Below are 14,909 nucleotides of genomic sequence, written 5' to 3'. Positions count from 1 at the left end.
GTTTACTGATAAGGGTGTTTTAATAAATATTGTGTGATATATTCTGCAATCCTGGCAGGGTTATTGATATCAAGGCATGTAATCGGTGCTTTAATATCGGTATCACAGGCAATCGCTATGATAGAGGAATCATCGGGGTAAAGTAGCGCTTTTCCAGTGGCTATTCGGTGTAGCTCAATCTTCGGAAAAGACTCATGCTTGAAACCCTCAACCAGGATCATATCAATCTGATCATGATCCAGTTTTTGCACAAGACGATTGAGTGTCGGGGGCTTTTGTTCGGGTGTCTCTGTTATTAATGCCCAACGCCAGGCAGAGGCAATCAGGGTTTGATCTGCACCGGATTTTCGTAAACGATAACTATCTTTTCCGGGTTGATCGATATCAAAGTCATGATGGGAATGTTTGATAACAGCAATACGAACGCCCTGTTCCTTGAGTAACGGGATTAGTTCTAGCAGCAGGGTGGTCTTTCCCGTACCACTGCTTGCTGCAAAACCGATTATCGGGGTCTTGTTTATCACTTGATCAAGTCCTCCAGTCGGGTCTTGTCTGCCGGGCTATTCATGTTGAAGAATTGTTCAGGGTGATCTGAGTAATCGACCAGACAGTGGTTTAGTGATAACAGCCATGTCCGTGTCTTGCGCCCACCGTTTTTAATGAACTCATGCAGGGAGGTTAGCTGGCTCTTGCGTAACAGGGTAAATACCGGTTGCAGATGTTTACCATCATGGGCAATGCAGACATCACATTTATTATTTGTCATTGCTTCCAGTAAACGGGTAATTAATTCAGGCCGAATCAGTGGGGCATCACAAGGCAAGGTTAAAATTAATGGGTGGGTCGCATGGGTGAGTGCCGTTTCAATACCGGCTAGTGGGCCAAGATAACCCTGTTGATTATCCTTGATGACCGGATATCCGTAGTGCTGATAATCCGACCTGTTTTTATTGGCATTAATCAGAATGGAACTTGTCTGAGGTGTCAGGACATTGATAATATATTGAATACAGCTTTTACCGTTGATCTCTATGAGGCCCTTGTTGATACCCGCCATGCGATTGGCCTGACCACCGGCAAGAATGATCGCAGTAAAAGGAAGTTGTTCTCTTTTGTTTTCCGTTTGTGGCATAGTGACCATTATATCAATTTATGTGGTAAAGAGCTGAATGCGTATTGATCGAGAGCGGGTGAGTGAGGAACAACGGCAGAATATTACTCATTTCCTGGATGCACTGTGGATGGAGCGTGGTCTGAGCAAACATACCCTGGCAGCGTATCGCAATGACTTGTTGGGTTTTGCTGCCTGGCTCATTGCTGGTGATAAATCATTATTGCAAGTAAGTCGACAGGATCTGTTGGCTTATCTTGCCTATCGTGTATCCGGGGGAGCTCAACGTAGTACCAGTGCCCGTCTTTTGGCTAGTCTGCGAGCTTATTATCATTATCATGTACGAGAAGGGCACCTACAGGAAGATCCCAGTGCTCAGGTGGAGTTTCCGCGTCTCAATCGTTTATTGCCAGATTCACTGAGCGAGGATGAGGTTGATGCTTTATTAAATGCACCGGATGTCAGTACTGCGCTCGGTCTGCGTGACCGCACCCTATTGGAGATTCTTTATGCGACAGGTCTGCGTGTCTCCGAGTTAATTATGTTGTCCCAGGATCAGGTGGATGAGGTGCAGGGCTTGATTCGGGTGCTTGGCAAAGGTAACAAGGAACGTCTGGTGCCGGTGGGTGAGGAGGCGCTGTATTGGCTTAAACGCTATCTTCAAGAGGCAAGAACAGGTTTATTACAACAGGTACAGAATATCTATCTGTTTCCTGGGCGTGGACAAAAGGCATTGTCTCGTCAGGCGGTTTGGTATCGGGTCAAACATTATGCACGCAAGGCGGATATAAACAAGTCCTTATCACCGCATACCATGCGCCATGCCTTTGCTACACACTTATTGAATCATGGGGCTGATCTTCGTGTCGTGCAGATGTTATTGGGGCATAGTGACTTGTCCACAACTCAGATATATACGCATGTTGCGCGTGAGCGTTTACAGTCTATCCATGCCTGCCATCATCCGCGCGGTTGATGATGTTTTGAATTTTTATTCGTTAACTTCCAGCAGATCAAAGTAAAAACTTGTCGTTTCTTCATTGCTATTGAAGTCAATCTTCCCTTTGTGTTTATTGATGATGCCTCGGGCAATACTCAGACCCAGCCCTGTGCCGCCTTTTTGTCGGCTATCGGATGAATCAGACTGGGTGAATTTTTCGAATAATCGGGGATAGAACTCCTTGGGAATTGATGGGCCATGATTGCTGATCGATACCCGTATCCACCCCTGTTGGCGATCCACTGAGACCTCAACATTGCCCTCTTTCGGTGAGAACTTTGCTGCGTTTGACAGGAAATTCACCATGACCTGTGTTAAGCGTTCTTTATCAGCCAGTACATATACATTTTTTACTTTCTGTGTGATGATAAATTTGACACCATACTGCTCACTATAGGCTGTATTGTCTTCCACAACCTGTTCAATAAAGGGCATGACTTCAAGCTTTTTAAAGTCAAAATCCGTTTGATCGGATTCAATCTTCTGAATGTTTAATAAATCATTAATTAGCCACAATAAACGATTGGTATTGTTATCGGCTATTTTTAATAGTTTGTTGACCTGTTCAGGTAATTTATCAGTAGTCGCGTCACGCATGAGCCGAATAGCCCCATGAATGGATGTGAGAGGTGTGCGTAATTCATGGCTGACGGTGGAAATAAACTCACCTTTCATTTGTTCAATATGGATGCGTTCTGTTATGTCACGCAAAACGCCAACAAATCCTCGTTGGTTCTCCCCCTTTATACTTGTAACTTTTAATTCCAGTGGGAATGTAGAGCCATCTTTACGACGACCTTTTAAGTCTCTTGTTTTGTTAATGATACGGGAAAGATGTAAGGGTGCTTTATCCACATATTGATGATGGGCGTGGCGTTCTTTTTCAGGTAGTAGAATGGAGACGTTTTTACCTATAACTTCATCAGCTTGATAAAGGAATATTTTTTCTGCTGCCAGATTGAAGCTGGTGACGATGCCTTTATTGTCGATCGTAATAATAGCATCTGCGATGGATTCAAGTATTGTGCGCTGATAATCCTCGCTGACCTCAAGTGAATGGGTGCGTTGGTAGATCTGTTTTTCCAAACTGTTATTCAGTTCCTGTAGCTTCGCCCGGGTTTCGTTGACCTGATGTGTCATGGTGGTGAAACTTCGGGCCAATACACCAATCTCATCCGTGCGTTGAATGGGCAGGTTTGTCATGGTAGGTTTTTGATGAGAAAAACCATCCATTGCGCTGGCCATCTGTTTGAGCGGACGAGTAAGATGAATGGCAAATAACACGCCAATGGCGGCTCCGACTAATGCCAGTAGTAGTCCCCACAGTGAGATATAATTAAGTACCTTTGATTGTGCGGCAACAATACTGTCGTAATCCTGGGACAGGATGACTGCAATAAAACGTTTTGGATTTTCGGGATCAAAAGGTATCCGGGTAAAATTAATGACCTTTTTAGTCTGCTTGTTATCAGGCATTAATGTTAATTGGGAATCATTATTCTCTGGTAGATAGAGTTTGGCTAGTTGGGGGATGTCCTTCTGAATACGAAAACGTTTACCTCGATCAAAACCATAGGTCTTGCTGGAATCAGGGTGTAATAAATAGCCTCCCTGATCATTGGTAACATAAAAGGCATAATCATTCTTTTGTTCCACATACTCTTGTATAGCACGTAATTCACGACCAATCTCGGCAGTAATCACCACCAGGCCGGCTAATTTACCCGTTATTGAATCAAAAACAGGTGTAGTACTCCGTTTGACCTCTTGATAAGGCGTGACTACCTTGCCAAATTCGCGATTAAGATTGATCTCTGATACATATACCGCACCGGATTTTAATTTAAGTGCCTCACGGACATAGGTGCGATTTGATTTATTCTGTAGTTTGTCGTCGGAATAATGGGCAACCCTTGAGCCCGTGCGGTAAACATGAACGAGTTCCTGCCCCTGCTCGTTTATAAAGCGAATGGATAGATAACTTGATTTTCTTTGTAGTTGAGATTCAAAGATCTTTTCCAGCCGTTGGCGCCATTGTTTGTATGTGACATCGTTGATACGACTATGTAACATGCCTTGAATAGGGGGGGTGTTTGCCAGAAATAGTACATCTTCATCATGGGTGTTTATAATGGTTTGTAGCATTTGACTGGCATGTCGAATATCAGCGGCAATATCGTCCAATGCATGCTTTACACGAAGCTCTATGCTTTGTTTGTAAAATAGTCCACCGACAATACCAGAGCTGATTAGTACCAGAACGACAAAACTGATGCTGAGCCGGTGAACAATAGATTTTTTGATAAAACGACTGATTATCACTGGGTTCTATTCGTTAGAGTGAGCGCGGTAAATTTCTTTTATATCATCAGCCAGTGTTACTGGATTGAATGGCTTGGCAATAACACCCATTGCCCCCATTTTTTTTAGTTCGTTGATTTCATCTGTTTGAACCTTTGCGGTCATGAATATTGCCGGGATAGTATCAAGTTCAGGAATAGCTTTTAGTGCCTTTAATGTGTCAGGCCCATTCATTCCGGGCATCATGACATCAAGTAAAAACAGGTCAGGTGAGAAATTAACAACTCTGGCAATCGCGTCGGTCCCAGAACTACAGACTAATAACTCAAAACCACCCAGTTCACATAATGCTATTTTTACCAATTCCTGTATATCCGGTTCATCCTCTACATATAATATCCGTTTCAGGTCTGTCATCGGAGCCCCTTGTTTTTTCGATGCTTGAATAAAATAATAACATAAATTCTGAGGCATTTTCGATAGGGAACCAAAGTGTTTGCTGAATGTCGGCTAATAGTAGACAATGATCTGCTAAATTTGCTTTCTCAATGAAATAATTCGGGTGTATCTGGGATGAAAAAAACTTTTATACTGGCCTTGTTGCTTGTTTCTCAAACGTTATTGGCGGCAAGCGATGATGCCGCAGTTCGTGCTGCTTTACGTTCTATTAATCCAGGTGTTCAGCCGAGTAGCGTGACCCCTTCATCGGTTAATGGTCTGTATGAGGTGGTGAATGGACCACGTCTGTTTTATGTCACCAGTGATGGTAAGTATATGATTCAGGGTGATGTGATTGATATAAAAAAGAGAGAAAATATCACAGAGGCACGACGGGTTGATATAAGAGTTGGTGCTGTTGATGCGATTGGTGAGGATAAGATGATTATCTTTGCCCCTGAAAAGACTGATCACACGATCACGGTCTTTACTGATATTGATTGTGGCTATTGTCGTAAGCTGCATGGTGAAATGGATGAATTGAATGCCTTGGGTATCAAGGTGCGTTATTTGTTTTACCCACGTTCCGGGGTGAACACCTCCTCTTATTACAAGGCGGTGACGGTGTGGTGCTCGGATGATCAAAAACAGGCGTTGACAGATTCTAAATCGGGTGTAACTCTTCCACGCAAGGATTGTAGTAACCCTGTCAAACAGCATATGGCTATGGGCGAGATGTTGGGCGTTAGTGGTACGCCAACTATTTTGCTGGAGAATGGGCGAATCATACCCGGTTATGTGCCCGCTAAGCGTTTGTTGAAGATTATGGAAAAGGAGCGTTAAAGCAGGTCTTTTTGAATATACTGACGTTTGTCAGGTTTGCCATTCCATTCATCAGCATCGGCAGGGGGAGCTTTCATTTTGGTGATTACCGGCCATTGCAGTGCCAGTGAGGCGTTGATATCAACAAAATCCTCTTGTCCTGGTGGCAGTTCATCTTCAGGGAAAATGGCGGCAATGGGACATTCTGGTTCACACAAGGTACAATCAATGCATTCTTCTGGATCAATAACAAGGAATTCAGGGCCTTCGTGAAAGCAGTCTACCGGGCAGACCTCAACGCAATCAGTATATTTACATTTAATGCAGTTTTCGGTGACGACGTAGGTCATGTTAGGCTCTCATTATTGGGGCGGTAGGGCGCGTACCACGCACCATTGCTAAATAAAACGAAAAAAACGTTAAATAGTTTGGCTTTGTGCCGATGATAGTAACTCGGAAGCCCATGATATTCGGGTTAATTATATATTTAACATTTAGTTAAGCAAGAGATTTGCAGGTAAATCGAGTATTTTGAGCCAGAAAATTTTCAGTTATGAGGTTATTGTAGAACCTGATTTACAACGTCTCTCAAGGTTAATCCTGGAGGCGGTAAGTGATTTTGCTGGTGATATGTTCAAATCAACTCGGAATCTCATCCCTATTATTGATCATATTCGCCATCGTTTACATGAAAACAATGGAGCTCAGAAGATTGCTCTGCTTCTGGATGGCAATCAGTTGTTGGTTAAATATGGTCTGCAGGAAGATCCATTGTCACGCTTGTATGAGGCCCCGGCTACCAGTAAGGTTACGGACGTGGCTCTGCGCCTGAAGCAGGCCTGTGAGATTGCAGACCCGGATTTGCTAACCCATCGTAACAAGAAGATATCAAAAGAACTGGCAGATTACATGCGACAGGCAGCGGATCAGATCCATGATATGGAATCTGTGCTGGAAAATAAGAAGGAAGAGCTTAAGGAATCTCTGCGTGTTGCCGAGACGGATAGCTTGACAGGTTTGTTGAACCGTGGGGGCTATGATGATCGTTTACGTGAGGCAGTATTGCGTAGTTCAAGACAGGGTGAAGCGTTAAGTTTAATTATGATTGATGTCGATGAATTCAAGGAAGTGAATGATAGTCACGGACATCAATATGGTGATGAGCATTTGCGAAAAGTAGCCGAGTGTATGGTGACAGTGGCTCGACAGGATGTGGATTTTTCTTGTCGCATTGGTGGTGATGAATTTGCTATTGTTGCCTTTTGTGATGTGGGTGTGGCTCGAAAAATGGCGGAACGGGTGTTGGATTGCATGGGTGGTGGGTTGAGTCTGGGCGTGTCTCAAATGAAACCGGATGATGATATTGATACTTTGATTGCACAGGCGGACGAGGCCTTGTATGCAGCAAAGCGTAATGGACGTTCACAGGTCGTTGTAGCACCTTTTGTGACGTTATCTGAACAAGCATAAGAGTAGACAATAATGAAGTTATTGATGGAACAGATTAGTAATGATGGCAGTAGTGAAGTTCTGGTGCGTTCTAAATTACGTGCTGTCTCTCGTCGCATGGGTTTTTCGGATATCAAACGTGAACATCTGGCCTTGGTGTGCCAGGAGATGCTGACTAATCAGGTGAAATATGCTGAAGGTACGGGTGTCATCCAGATATGGGAGTCGTATCAGCCTTGTCATGCACTGGAATTCTTTTCCTTGGATTATGGTCCGGGTATTACCAATATTCCGGCAGCGATGGAAGATGACTACTCCAGTTCGGGTACTTTAGGTAAAGGCCTGGGCACGATACAACGCCTATCAGATCAGAGCGGTTTCTTTAGTGTTCCCAATGGCTTGACCAGGGATGCACCATGGAATGGTATGGCTGTATGGGCACGTTTTAATCTGGATGACGAGTGTGGTGATAAGGTAAGGCAGTATGATATTGGGCAATATCTGCGCGCCTATCACGAAGGGCCACATAATGGTGACCGTGTGTGTATGAATGAAAGCTATGGTAAGGTGCGCTGGTTACATATGGATGGTCTGGGGCACGGTGCTTCGGCAGAAGAGGTGGTGATTAATAAATGTGAAATTCTGGATATTCAGGAACCACTGGATAACCTGATGAATGTACTGGACGGGCGTTTCAGAGGGAGTTGTGGTGCAGTCGCAACATTGGGTGAGGTGGATGGTGATGGATCAACAGCCAGTGTGTATGGGGTAGGAGATATGAGTACCTATCTAGTGAGCCGTGGTCAGTTGAAGAGCATTCCTTTTGCACCCGGGATATTAGGGCATGAGCATGGTGCTATTCAAGGCTGTGAGCTGAATTTTTCGGATCAGGCGATATTGATAACAGCTTCCGATGGTATTCGACGTAATTGGGATCTGACAAGTTTTCCGGGGCTATGGCGTCTCCATCCACAATTTATAGCCCTCTTTTTAGGCCAGGTACTAGGTCGGGGCAATGACGATAAATCATTATTTGTAATTAGAAAGGCAAACAGGATATAGGTGATAGTATGGCTAAGGATACACAGCAGGAAAAAACAATTAACCAGGTACTTATTGAGCAGTTAATGCTTAATGTCGGTAAGATATCCCAGGTAATCGAGACCCAGGGTAAGAATATCTTCTGTCAGGCCAATATTCTTTCCAGGGATGAGATTAATGATTATAGCCTGGAATTTCTGGAATTATTTGTTGCCTTTCTACAAGCGGGCAAGGAGATTGATCGGAGAGGTAATGAGTTTAAGGCGTTGCGCCAGTTCTTTACCACCTTCTCTCAGCAGATCCAGGTGCGCGGTGGAACGCTGGAAGAATTTGTGCGCTATATTCAGTTTTTGCAGGGGGTGATGCTGGCCGAAATGGAGTCTGATCAAGGGCTGAGTTTTGAACAGACCAAAGGCGTATTGTTGTTACTGGCATCGGTATTTAATGATATTATCCTGGATGTGTTTCATATCTATCTGGGTGAGCGTGAGAAGACCATTAGTGCCCAGCAAGATGAGTTGAAGGAAGTCTCGACCCCGATTACCGAGATTTGGGATGGAGTGCTTACCTTGCCTATTATTGGTACACTGGATTCTTCACGCACCATGATGGTGATGGAACGTCTGTTATCCAAGATCGAGTCAGAACGTTCCAAGGTAGTGGTGATGGACATTACCGGAGTGATGGCGATTGATTCACAGGTCTCGCATCATCTGATTCAGATGATTCGTGCTATTAGTTTGATGGGTGCGGATGCGATTTTAACGGGTATTCGTCCAGAGATTGCACGAGCCTTGACCAGTCTGAATATCGATCTTGGTGGGGTGGTGACGCGTTCAACTTTGTCAGAAGGGTTGAAAGAGGCCTTCCGTATATTACATATTGAGGTGAGCTCGGTCGGTCGTTGATCTTGTCGCTCTACTGAGGTTTTTAAATGATTAATGGCATGCACCTGACACCGATTGGGGATAGTAACGTATTACTGGAACCAGGTGAGGGTCTTGATCCTTCGAATACGGATGACTATATGGATATGGTTGCGCGTTTTATGCAACAACATCGTATCCGCCGTTTGATTTATGATCTGGGTAATGTGCGTATGATTGATCAGGTTTATTATGCCTGGTTAGTTAAGCTTCATAGCCTGTGCAAGGTAAGTTCTGTTGAGATGGTAGCGGTTAATATTACACCGGCTGCCGCCTTTTCCCTGTCTATGATTATTGATGGTAGGCCACCATTTGCCTGTAAACTGGATGTTGATCGAGCGAGAGGATTGACCTGACCTGTTGATGCTGGTGCGCATCATAATTAATCTTCCCGACAAATATTCTTTAACTTAAATAATATATCCAGTGCCTGTCGAGGTGACAGATCTTCTGGTTCAATCCCTTCCATCGCATCTTCTAACGGATGTGCATCGTGGCTTTGAAATAGACCCATCTGGTCGTTTTCTTTAGCACTCTGTATGGTTGTCTGTGTGCCTGTACCTTTTTCCAGTCGTTGCAGTTGCTGCCTGGCCTGATCCAGGACATGAGCAGGTACGCCGGAAAGTGCGGCAACATGTAGACCATAACTGCGATCAGCAGGCCCGTCTTTGACCGTATGTAAAAATACAATCTTGTCACCATGTTCCATGGCATCCAGGTGTACATTCTGGATCTGGGGATATTGTTGTTGCAGATCGGTCATCTCAAAATAGTGAGTAGCAAACAAGGTCATCGCCTTGATGCGGTTGCCTAGATCCATCGCACACGACCAGGCTAGAGCCAGACCATCATAGGTGCTGGTACCACGACCAATTTCATCCATTAATACCAGACTATTCTCGGTGGCATTGTGCAGGATATTGGCGGTCTCGGTCATCTCCACCATGAAAGTCGAATGACCACGCGCCAGATCATCAGCGGCACCAATGCGGGTAAATATTCGATCGACAGGACCGAGTATGGCTTGTTCAGCAGGGACAAAACTGCCGATATGCGCCAATAAGGTGATGAGCGCGGTTTGTCGCATATAGGTGGACTTACCCCCCATATTCGGGCCGGTAATAATCAGCAGGCTGCGTTGTTTATGTAACTCGGTGTCATTGGCAATAAAGGGTTTGTTTAACACTTTTTCAACGACAGGATGCCGTCCACCGATGATGTGGATACCGCGTTCTGCACTGAATTCAGGGCGGCGCCAGTCCAGGGTGTCGGCACGTTCAGAAAAACAGCATAATACATCGAGTTCGGCTAATGCCTCGGCACAGTCCTGTAGTCCGGGGATGAAGGGCAGAAGGTAATCCAGCAATTGTTCATACAACATTTTTTCGCGCGCCAGTGCACGCTCACGCGCACTGAGCACCTGATCTTCAAACTGTTTGAGTTCAGGGGTAATAAATCGTTCGACCGCCTTTAGGGTTTGACGTCGCTGGTAGTCTTCCGGCACCTGATCAGAATGTAGACGACTAATCTCCAGGTAATAACCATGTACCCGGTTGTAGCGCACCTTGAGGCCATTGATGCCACTGCGTTCACGTTCACGTTGTTCCAGATCGAGTAGAAACTGGTCAGCGTTTTCACTCAGGCCACGCAGCTTATCCAGTTCGGCATCAAAGCCGGGTGCGATCATACCACCATCCCGGGTCAACAGAGGCGGGGTTTCGATAATCGCCTGTTGCAGGTGTTGACTGAGTGTTGGGTGTTCATCCATGCGTTTTAATAATGCTGTAATCAGCGGGTCATCAATCAATGTTAGTTGATTGTGTAGCTCCGGGATCCTGAGCAAGGTGTCACGCAGACTGCTCAGATCTCTGGGACGTGCCGATTTCAAAGCGATGCGGGAGAGGATACGTTCAATATCGTACAGGCCGCGTAGCGCCTCTTGTAGCCCCTGGAAATAATGATTGTTCAGTAGCGCATCAATACACTGGTGGCGTTGACGTAATATCTCGTGCTGACGTATAGGCCGATTTAACCAGCGCCGCAATAAGCGGCCACCCATCGCTGTAGCGCTGCTATCCAGAACTCCAAGTAGGCTGTGTTCTTTTTGACCAGATTGCGCTTGTTCCAGTTCCAGGTTACGTCGACTAGCAGCGTCAAGGATGACTGTATTGTCGTGGGTCTCAATGCGCAGACCGCGTAGATGAGGTAATGCCGCCTGTTGTGTCTCCTTGACATAATGCAGCAGGGCACCGGCCGCAATGGTTGCCGTATGATAATGCTGGCAACCAAAGCCACTGAGGTCTTTGGTGGCAAACTGTTCACATAGATAACGCAGTGCCGTATCCAGATCAAAGTGCCAGGGTGGTCGGTTCTTGATCCCAGGATATTGCTGTAGTGCTATGGGCAGGGAAGTCTGTTCATTCCACAAGATCTCTACCGGCTTGAGGCGTTCCAGTTCATTGAGCAGGTTATCCTCACCCTCAAATTCACCGAGGGTAAAGCGGCCACTGGCCAGATCCAGACTGGCAATGCCAAAGCGAGATCCATCAAGATGAATAGCCGTTAATAAATTCTCACGACGATCCTCCAGTAAGGCCTCATCGGTAACAGTACCCGGAGTGACAATACGAACCACGCGCCGCTCAACTGGCCCCTTACTAGTGGCCGGGTCACCGACCTGCTCACAGATGGCGACCGATTCACCGGCGCGGATCAGACGCGCCAGATATTGCTCAGAGGCATGATGGGGAATACCCGCCATCGGAATCGGTTCCCCCGCCGATTGACCGCGTGTGGTCAGCGTGATATCAAGGATCTTCGAGGCACGTCGTGCATCGTCATAAAACATCTCATAAAAATCACCCATACGGTAGAACACCAGGATATCCGGGTGCTCAGCCTTGATGCGTAGAAATTGCTGCATCATTGGCGTATGGGTTGCTTTATTAGTGGTTGATTTGCTTGTTTTTTTCTTCATTAAGATTCAATATTTATGTTATAATACAGTCAGTTACAGGGCTTTAGCATGTATCGTATTGTTACTTTGTGTTTCATTGAGATACATATGTTTTCATAAAAAAGTGTAACAAAAAGTGTAGCTTTTATTTTTCGAAATCCACTGATCTTGAAAAAGTTACACTTTTTGCAGAATTCTCCAAATTTCTGAACTTGCTCCGTAATGGATGTAACAGATCATTAATGTGAAAGGACTATTATTATGCAAACCACTCTAAATACCAAGCTAGAAAAAAAGCCGCTTTCATCCAGGGCTATTGAGACAATGAAACCTAACGATAAAACAAAGACTGATTCAGGAGAAAACTCCGGGTTACGCATAAAATGTGGGGCAGCCGGAACAAAAACCTTCTTTTATCGTTATAAAAGCCCACTAACAGGCAAGCTGGTACAGATAAAGATCGGAAATTACCCGACAGTGAAGTTGGCGAATGCAAGGTTACAGTTACAGGAGCTTAAAGAGATTCGTCGATCAGGGCGGTGTCCAGCAAGTGAGCTTAAGTTAAAAAATCAAGAAATGAAGAAAAAATCAGCGCTAGGTATCCGTGGCAATGGGTTTACTATTGAAGATATGGTCGAGTTATATTTAACGCAATATATTGAAGATAAAATCATTAATGGCAAGCAGGTTAAAGATGCACGTAAACCAAAAGGTCAGGCTGAGACGCGGAGAACATTATATGGTGATGCTGTGCGGGTTTTGGGTCAAAAACAGGCTTCTGATATTAAACGAAAGGATATTTCCAGCTTGATTATTGAGATAGTTAATCGTGGGGCCAATGTTCAGGCCGGTAATGTTCTGCGTGAATTTTCATCTGCCTTTGAATTTGCTATTGGGATGGACATGTTTGATGATGAATTTTCAAATCCATGCATTTCTGCAAAGAATTCTATATTGAAGTTAGGGATGAGGCTTACTAGTCAGAGAAGAAGGCGTAATCTGAGTGACGATGAATTAAGGCAATTTTTGAGATGGTTGCCTGGTTCGGTTTTTACAGTAACACAAAAGAATATTCTTCGTTTTACATTGTAGACAGGCTGTAGAGTTTTTAAAGCTGTTGAAATTAACAACAGGTGATTACCTTTTTCCATCCCAGAAGACAGGGTTGCCTCTTCAGCAAAAGGCTTTAAGTGAACAAGCATGGCATTTAAGAAAAACAAAACGAATGCTTGAAATGGAGCATTGGAGTCCTCATGATTTAAGACGCACGGTGATAACAGGGCTTTCACGTCTTAAATGTAGGAGTGAAGTTGCAGAGGCTATACTGGGGCATGCTAGAAAGGGGATAGAAGGGACTTATGATCTTTACGGCTATGAAGATGACTGTCGTATATGGCTTCAGAAGTGGGCGGATTACATGGATGAGTTGCTGATGGCTTGATAAATGATAGTGTTATAATCGGAGTGTCGATTTGTTATTTAATGTGGAGTAGTGCGGCATACTTAATATGAAAAAGAAAAATGCATACCAGTTTCGGATAGAGCTATTGGGGATTGAACCATCAATATGGCGTTTAATCGAGGTTTCATCGAATTATAGCTTTTGGGATCTTCATATTGCTATACAAGATTCGATGGGCTGGCTCGATTATCACCTCCATTCGTTTAGTATTGTACCTCCGGGGAAGAAGAAAAAGTCTGTATTAATAGGGATGCCAGATGATGAATTTGAACCAGATACATTGCCTGGTTGGGATGTGCCATTAGCGCAATATTTTTTTGATCCTGGTGACGAGGCAATGTATGAATATGATTTCGGTGATGGTTGGAATCATAGGGTTGTTCTCGAAGGAATATATCTACAGAAGGATGGTGTGAGATATCCCAACTGTATTGATGGTAAACGTGCCTGTCCACCGGAGGACTGTGGTGGTGCTACAGGTTATTACCAGTTACTTGAGGCACTTGCTGATCCTGATCATGAGGAATATGAAGGCATGATTTATTGGTTGAGTCATCATGCAAAAAACTATCATCCTTATGACCCTGAAGGTTTTGAGCCAGACAATGTGGAATTTGATGACCCAGAGGAAAGGTTAAAGAAGGCTTTTCAGAATTGATGGTTTTTCTGGGTATGTCACACTTGCAAGATACTCTATTGCAGTTTAAATTAGGGTGGTAAGATATCGATTTAACCAGAAGTTTTATGAGTGATGCTCTGGTGCTTATAGAGGAAAGAATATGCCGTCAATATCAGCATTTTATGGGATTATAGTCTATATGTATTTTATGGATAATAAGCAGCATCACCTTCCTCATATCCATGTTAAATATCAAGAACATGAAGTCGTGGTATCGATTCCTGAAGGCGATATTCTGGAAGGGAGTATACCGACTGCTAAAATAAAGCTTTTGCAGGCATGGATTGAAATACATAAAGATGAGCTTGTGGCTGATTGGGCATTAGCGGTAGCGGGTGAAAAACCCTATAAAATAGAACCGTTGAGGTGAGGCTATGAATCCGAGAGTTAGTGAAGTATCAGTTAATAATGATTATCAGTTGAGCCTTATTTTTACTAATGGTGAAAAGGGTATTTATGATTGCTCAAAATTACTTGATTTTGGTGTCTTCAAAGAGCTACAAGACAGACATTATTTTAAGCAAGTAAAAGTGATTGATGGTACGGTGGTATGGCCTCATGAACAAGATATATGTCCTGACACACTGTACCTGGACGCCGTTAAGTAGATTGTCATAATGCTATTAAAGTTTAGGCTCTTCAGGAAAATTAGTGGGTAAAATATAGCGGATTCGTAACAAGAGAGATCGTTTTTCAGGGGATTAGGGTAGAGCATCCTGCCCCA

15 protein-coding genes and 1 pseudogene are annotated in these 14,909 nt (G+C 44.3%); 10 read left to right on the top strand and 6 right to left on the bottom strand.

What is annotated here, in order from left to right; all coding sequences use genetic code 11:
- Positions 1-2: 2 nt before the first annotated feature.
- Positions 3-521 carry a molybdopterin-guanine dinucleotide biosynthesis protein B gene (gene mobB, locus GXP22_10980; GenBank protein NOX09985.1) on the bottom strand — a complete coding sequence of 173 codons (519 nt, stop codon included), beginning with the start codon at positions 519-521 and terminating at the stop codon, positions 3-5.
- The gene (gene mobA / locus GXP22_10975) at positions 521-1,132 is read right to left on the bottom strand and encodes a molybdenum cofactor guanylyltransferase (GenBank protein NOX09984.1); all 612 of its coding nucleotides are present in this window, start codon (positions 1,130-1,132) and stop codon (positions 521-523) included. Before mobA ends, mobB begins: the two co-directional genes overlap by 1 nt.
- Positions 1,133-1,169: 37 nt before the next feature.
- On the opposite strand from mobA, the gene xerD reads away from it, so the two are divergent.
- A complete protein-coding gene (gene xerD / locus GXP22_10970; GenBank protein ID NOX09983.1) occupies positions 1,170-2,087 on the top strand; it encodes a site-specific tyrosine recombinase XerD in 918 nt (305 codons plus the stop codon).
- Positions 2,088-2,102: 15 nt separating this feature from the next.
- Here xerD and GXP22_10965 read toward each other — a convergent pair whose 3' ends face one another.
- Both GXP22_10965 and GXP22_10960 read right to left on the bottom strand, forming a co-directional pair.
- A complete protein-coding gene (locus GXP22_10965) occupies positions 2,103-4,433 on the bottom strand; it encodes a PAS domain S-box protein (GenBank protein NOX09982.1) in 2,331 nt (776 codons plus the stop codon).
- 6 nt (positions 4,434-4,439) lie between these two features.
- Positions 4,440-4,829 (bottom strand): response regulator, encoded by a 390-nt coding sequence (locus GXP22_10960; protein ID NOX09981.1) that lies wholly within the window; start codon positions 4,827-4,829, stop codon positions 4,440-4,442.
- A 156-nt stretch (positions 4,830-4,985) separates the two neighbouring features.
- On the opposite strand from GXP22_10960, the gene GXP22_10955 reads away from it, so the two are divergent.
- Complete coding sequence (locus tag GXP22_10955; protein ID NOX09980.1) at positions 4,986-5,693, top strand: thioredoxin fold domain-containing protein; 708 nt, start codon at positions 4,986-4,988, stop codon at positions 5,691-5,693.
- On the opposite strand, the gene GXP22_10950 is transcribed toward GXP22_10955, so the two are convergent.
- Complete coding sequence (locus GXP22_10950; GenBank protein ID NOX09979.1) at positions 5,690-6,022, bottom strand: ferredoxin family protein; 333 nt, start codon at positions 6,020-6,022, stop codon at positions 5,690-5,692. The two genes, GXP22_10955 and GXP22_10950, sit on opposite strands and share 4 nt — an antisense overlap.
- Before the next feature lie 181 nt (positions 6,023-6,203).
- On the opposite strand from GXP22_10950, the gene GXP22_10945 reads away from it, so the two are divergent.
- The 4 genes from GXP22_10945 to GXP22_10930 are packed head-to-tail and all read left to right on the top strand — an operon-like array spanning position 6,204 to position 9,444.
- The gene (locus tag GXP22_10945; GenBank protein NOX09978.1) at positions 6,204-7,142 is read left to right on the top strand and encodes a GGDEF domain-containing protein; all 939 of its coding nucleotides are present in this window, start codon (positions 6,204-6,206) and stop codon (positions 7,140-7,142) included.
- 12 nt (positions 7,143-7,154) lie between these two features.
- Positions 7,155-8,183, top strand: a complete 1,029-nt coding sequence (locus tag GXP22_10940; GenBank protein NOX09977.1) for an anti-sigma regulatory factor — start codon at positions 7,155-7,157, stop codon at positions 8,181-8,183.
- Between the two features lie 8 nt (positions 8,184-8,191).
- Positions 8,192-9,070 (top strand): STAS domain-containing protein, encoded by an 879-nt coding sequence (locus GXP22_10935; protein ID NOX09976.1) that lies wholly within the window; start codon positions 8,192-8,194, stop codon positions 9,068-9,070.
- A 26-nt stretch (positions 9,071-9,096) separates the two neighbouring features.
- The gene (locus GXP22_10930) at positions 9,097-9,444 is read left to right on the top strand and encodes an STAS domain-containing protein (GenBank protein NOX09975.1); all 348 of its coding nucleotides are present in this window, start codon (positions 9,097-9,099) and stop codon (positions 9,442-9,444) included.
- Between the two features lie 26 nt (positions 9,445-9,470).
- On the opposite strand, the gene mutS is transcribed toward GXP22_10930, so the two are convergent.
- Entirely contained in the window at positions 9,471-12,014 is a 2,544-nt protein-coding gene (gene mutS, locus GXP22_10925; GenBank protein NOX09974.1) for a DNA mismatch repair protein MutS, read from the bottom strand.
- A 291-nt stretch (positions 12,015-12,305) separates the two neighbouring features.
- On the opposite strand from mutS, the pseudogene GXP22_10920 reads away from it, so the two are divergent.
- The 4 genes and pseudogenes from GXP22_10920 (at position 12,306) to GXP22_10905 (ending at position 14,793) form a co-directional block, all read left to right on the top strand.
- A pseudogene (locus tag GXP22_10920) lies at positions 12,306-13,485 on the top strand (integrase family protein).
- 67 nt (positions 13,486-13,552) lie between these two features.
- A complete protein-coding gene (locus tag GXP22_10915) occupies positions 13,553-14,164 on the top strand; it encodes a plasmid pRiA4b ORF-3 family protein (GenBank protein NOX09973.1) in 612 nt (203 codons plus the stop codon).
- Between the two features lie 121 nt (positions 14,165-14,285).
- A complete protein-coding gene (locus tag GXP22_10910) occupies positions 14,286-14,555 on the top strand; it encodes a DUF4160 domain-containing protein (protein NOX09972.1) in 270 nt (89 codons plus the stop codon).
- Positions 14,556-14,559: 4 nt separating this feature from the next.
- Positions 14,560-14,793, top strand: a complete 234-nt coding sequence (locus GXP22_10905) for a DUF2442 domain-containing protein (GenBank protein NOX09971.1) — start codon at positions 14,560-14,562, stop codon at positions 14,791-14,793.
- Positions 14,794-14,909 lie beyond the last annotated feature (116 nt).

It is taken from the genome of Gammaproteobacteria bacterium (genome assembly GCA_013151035.1).
GTDB lineage: Bacteria > Pseudomonadota > Gammaproteobacteria > JAADJB01 > JAADJB01 > JAADJB01.
This window is presented reverse-complemented; position numbering and strand designations above follow the sequence as displayed.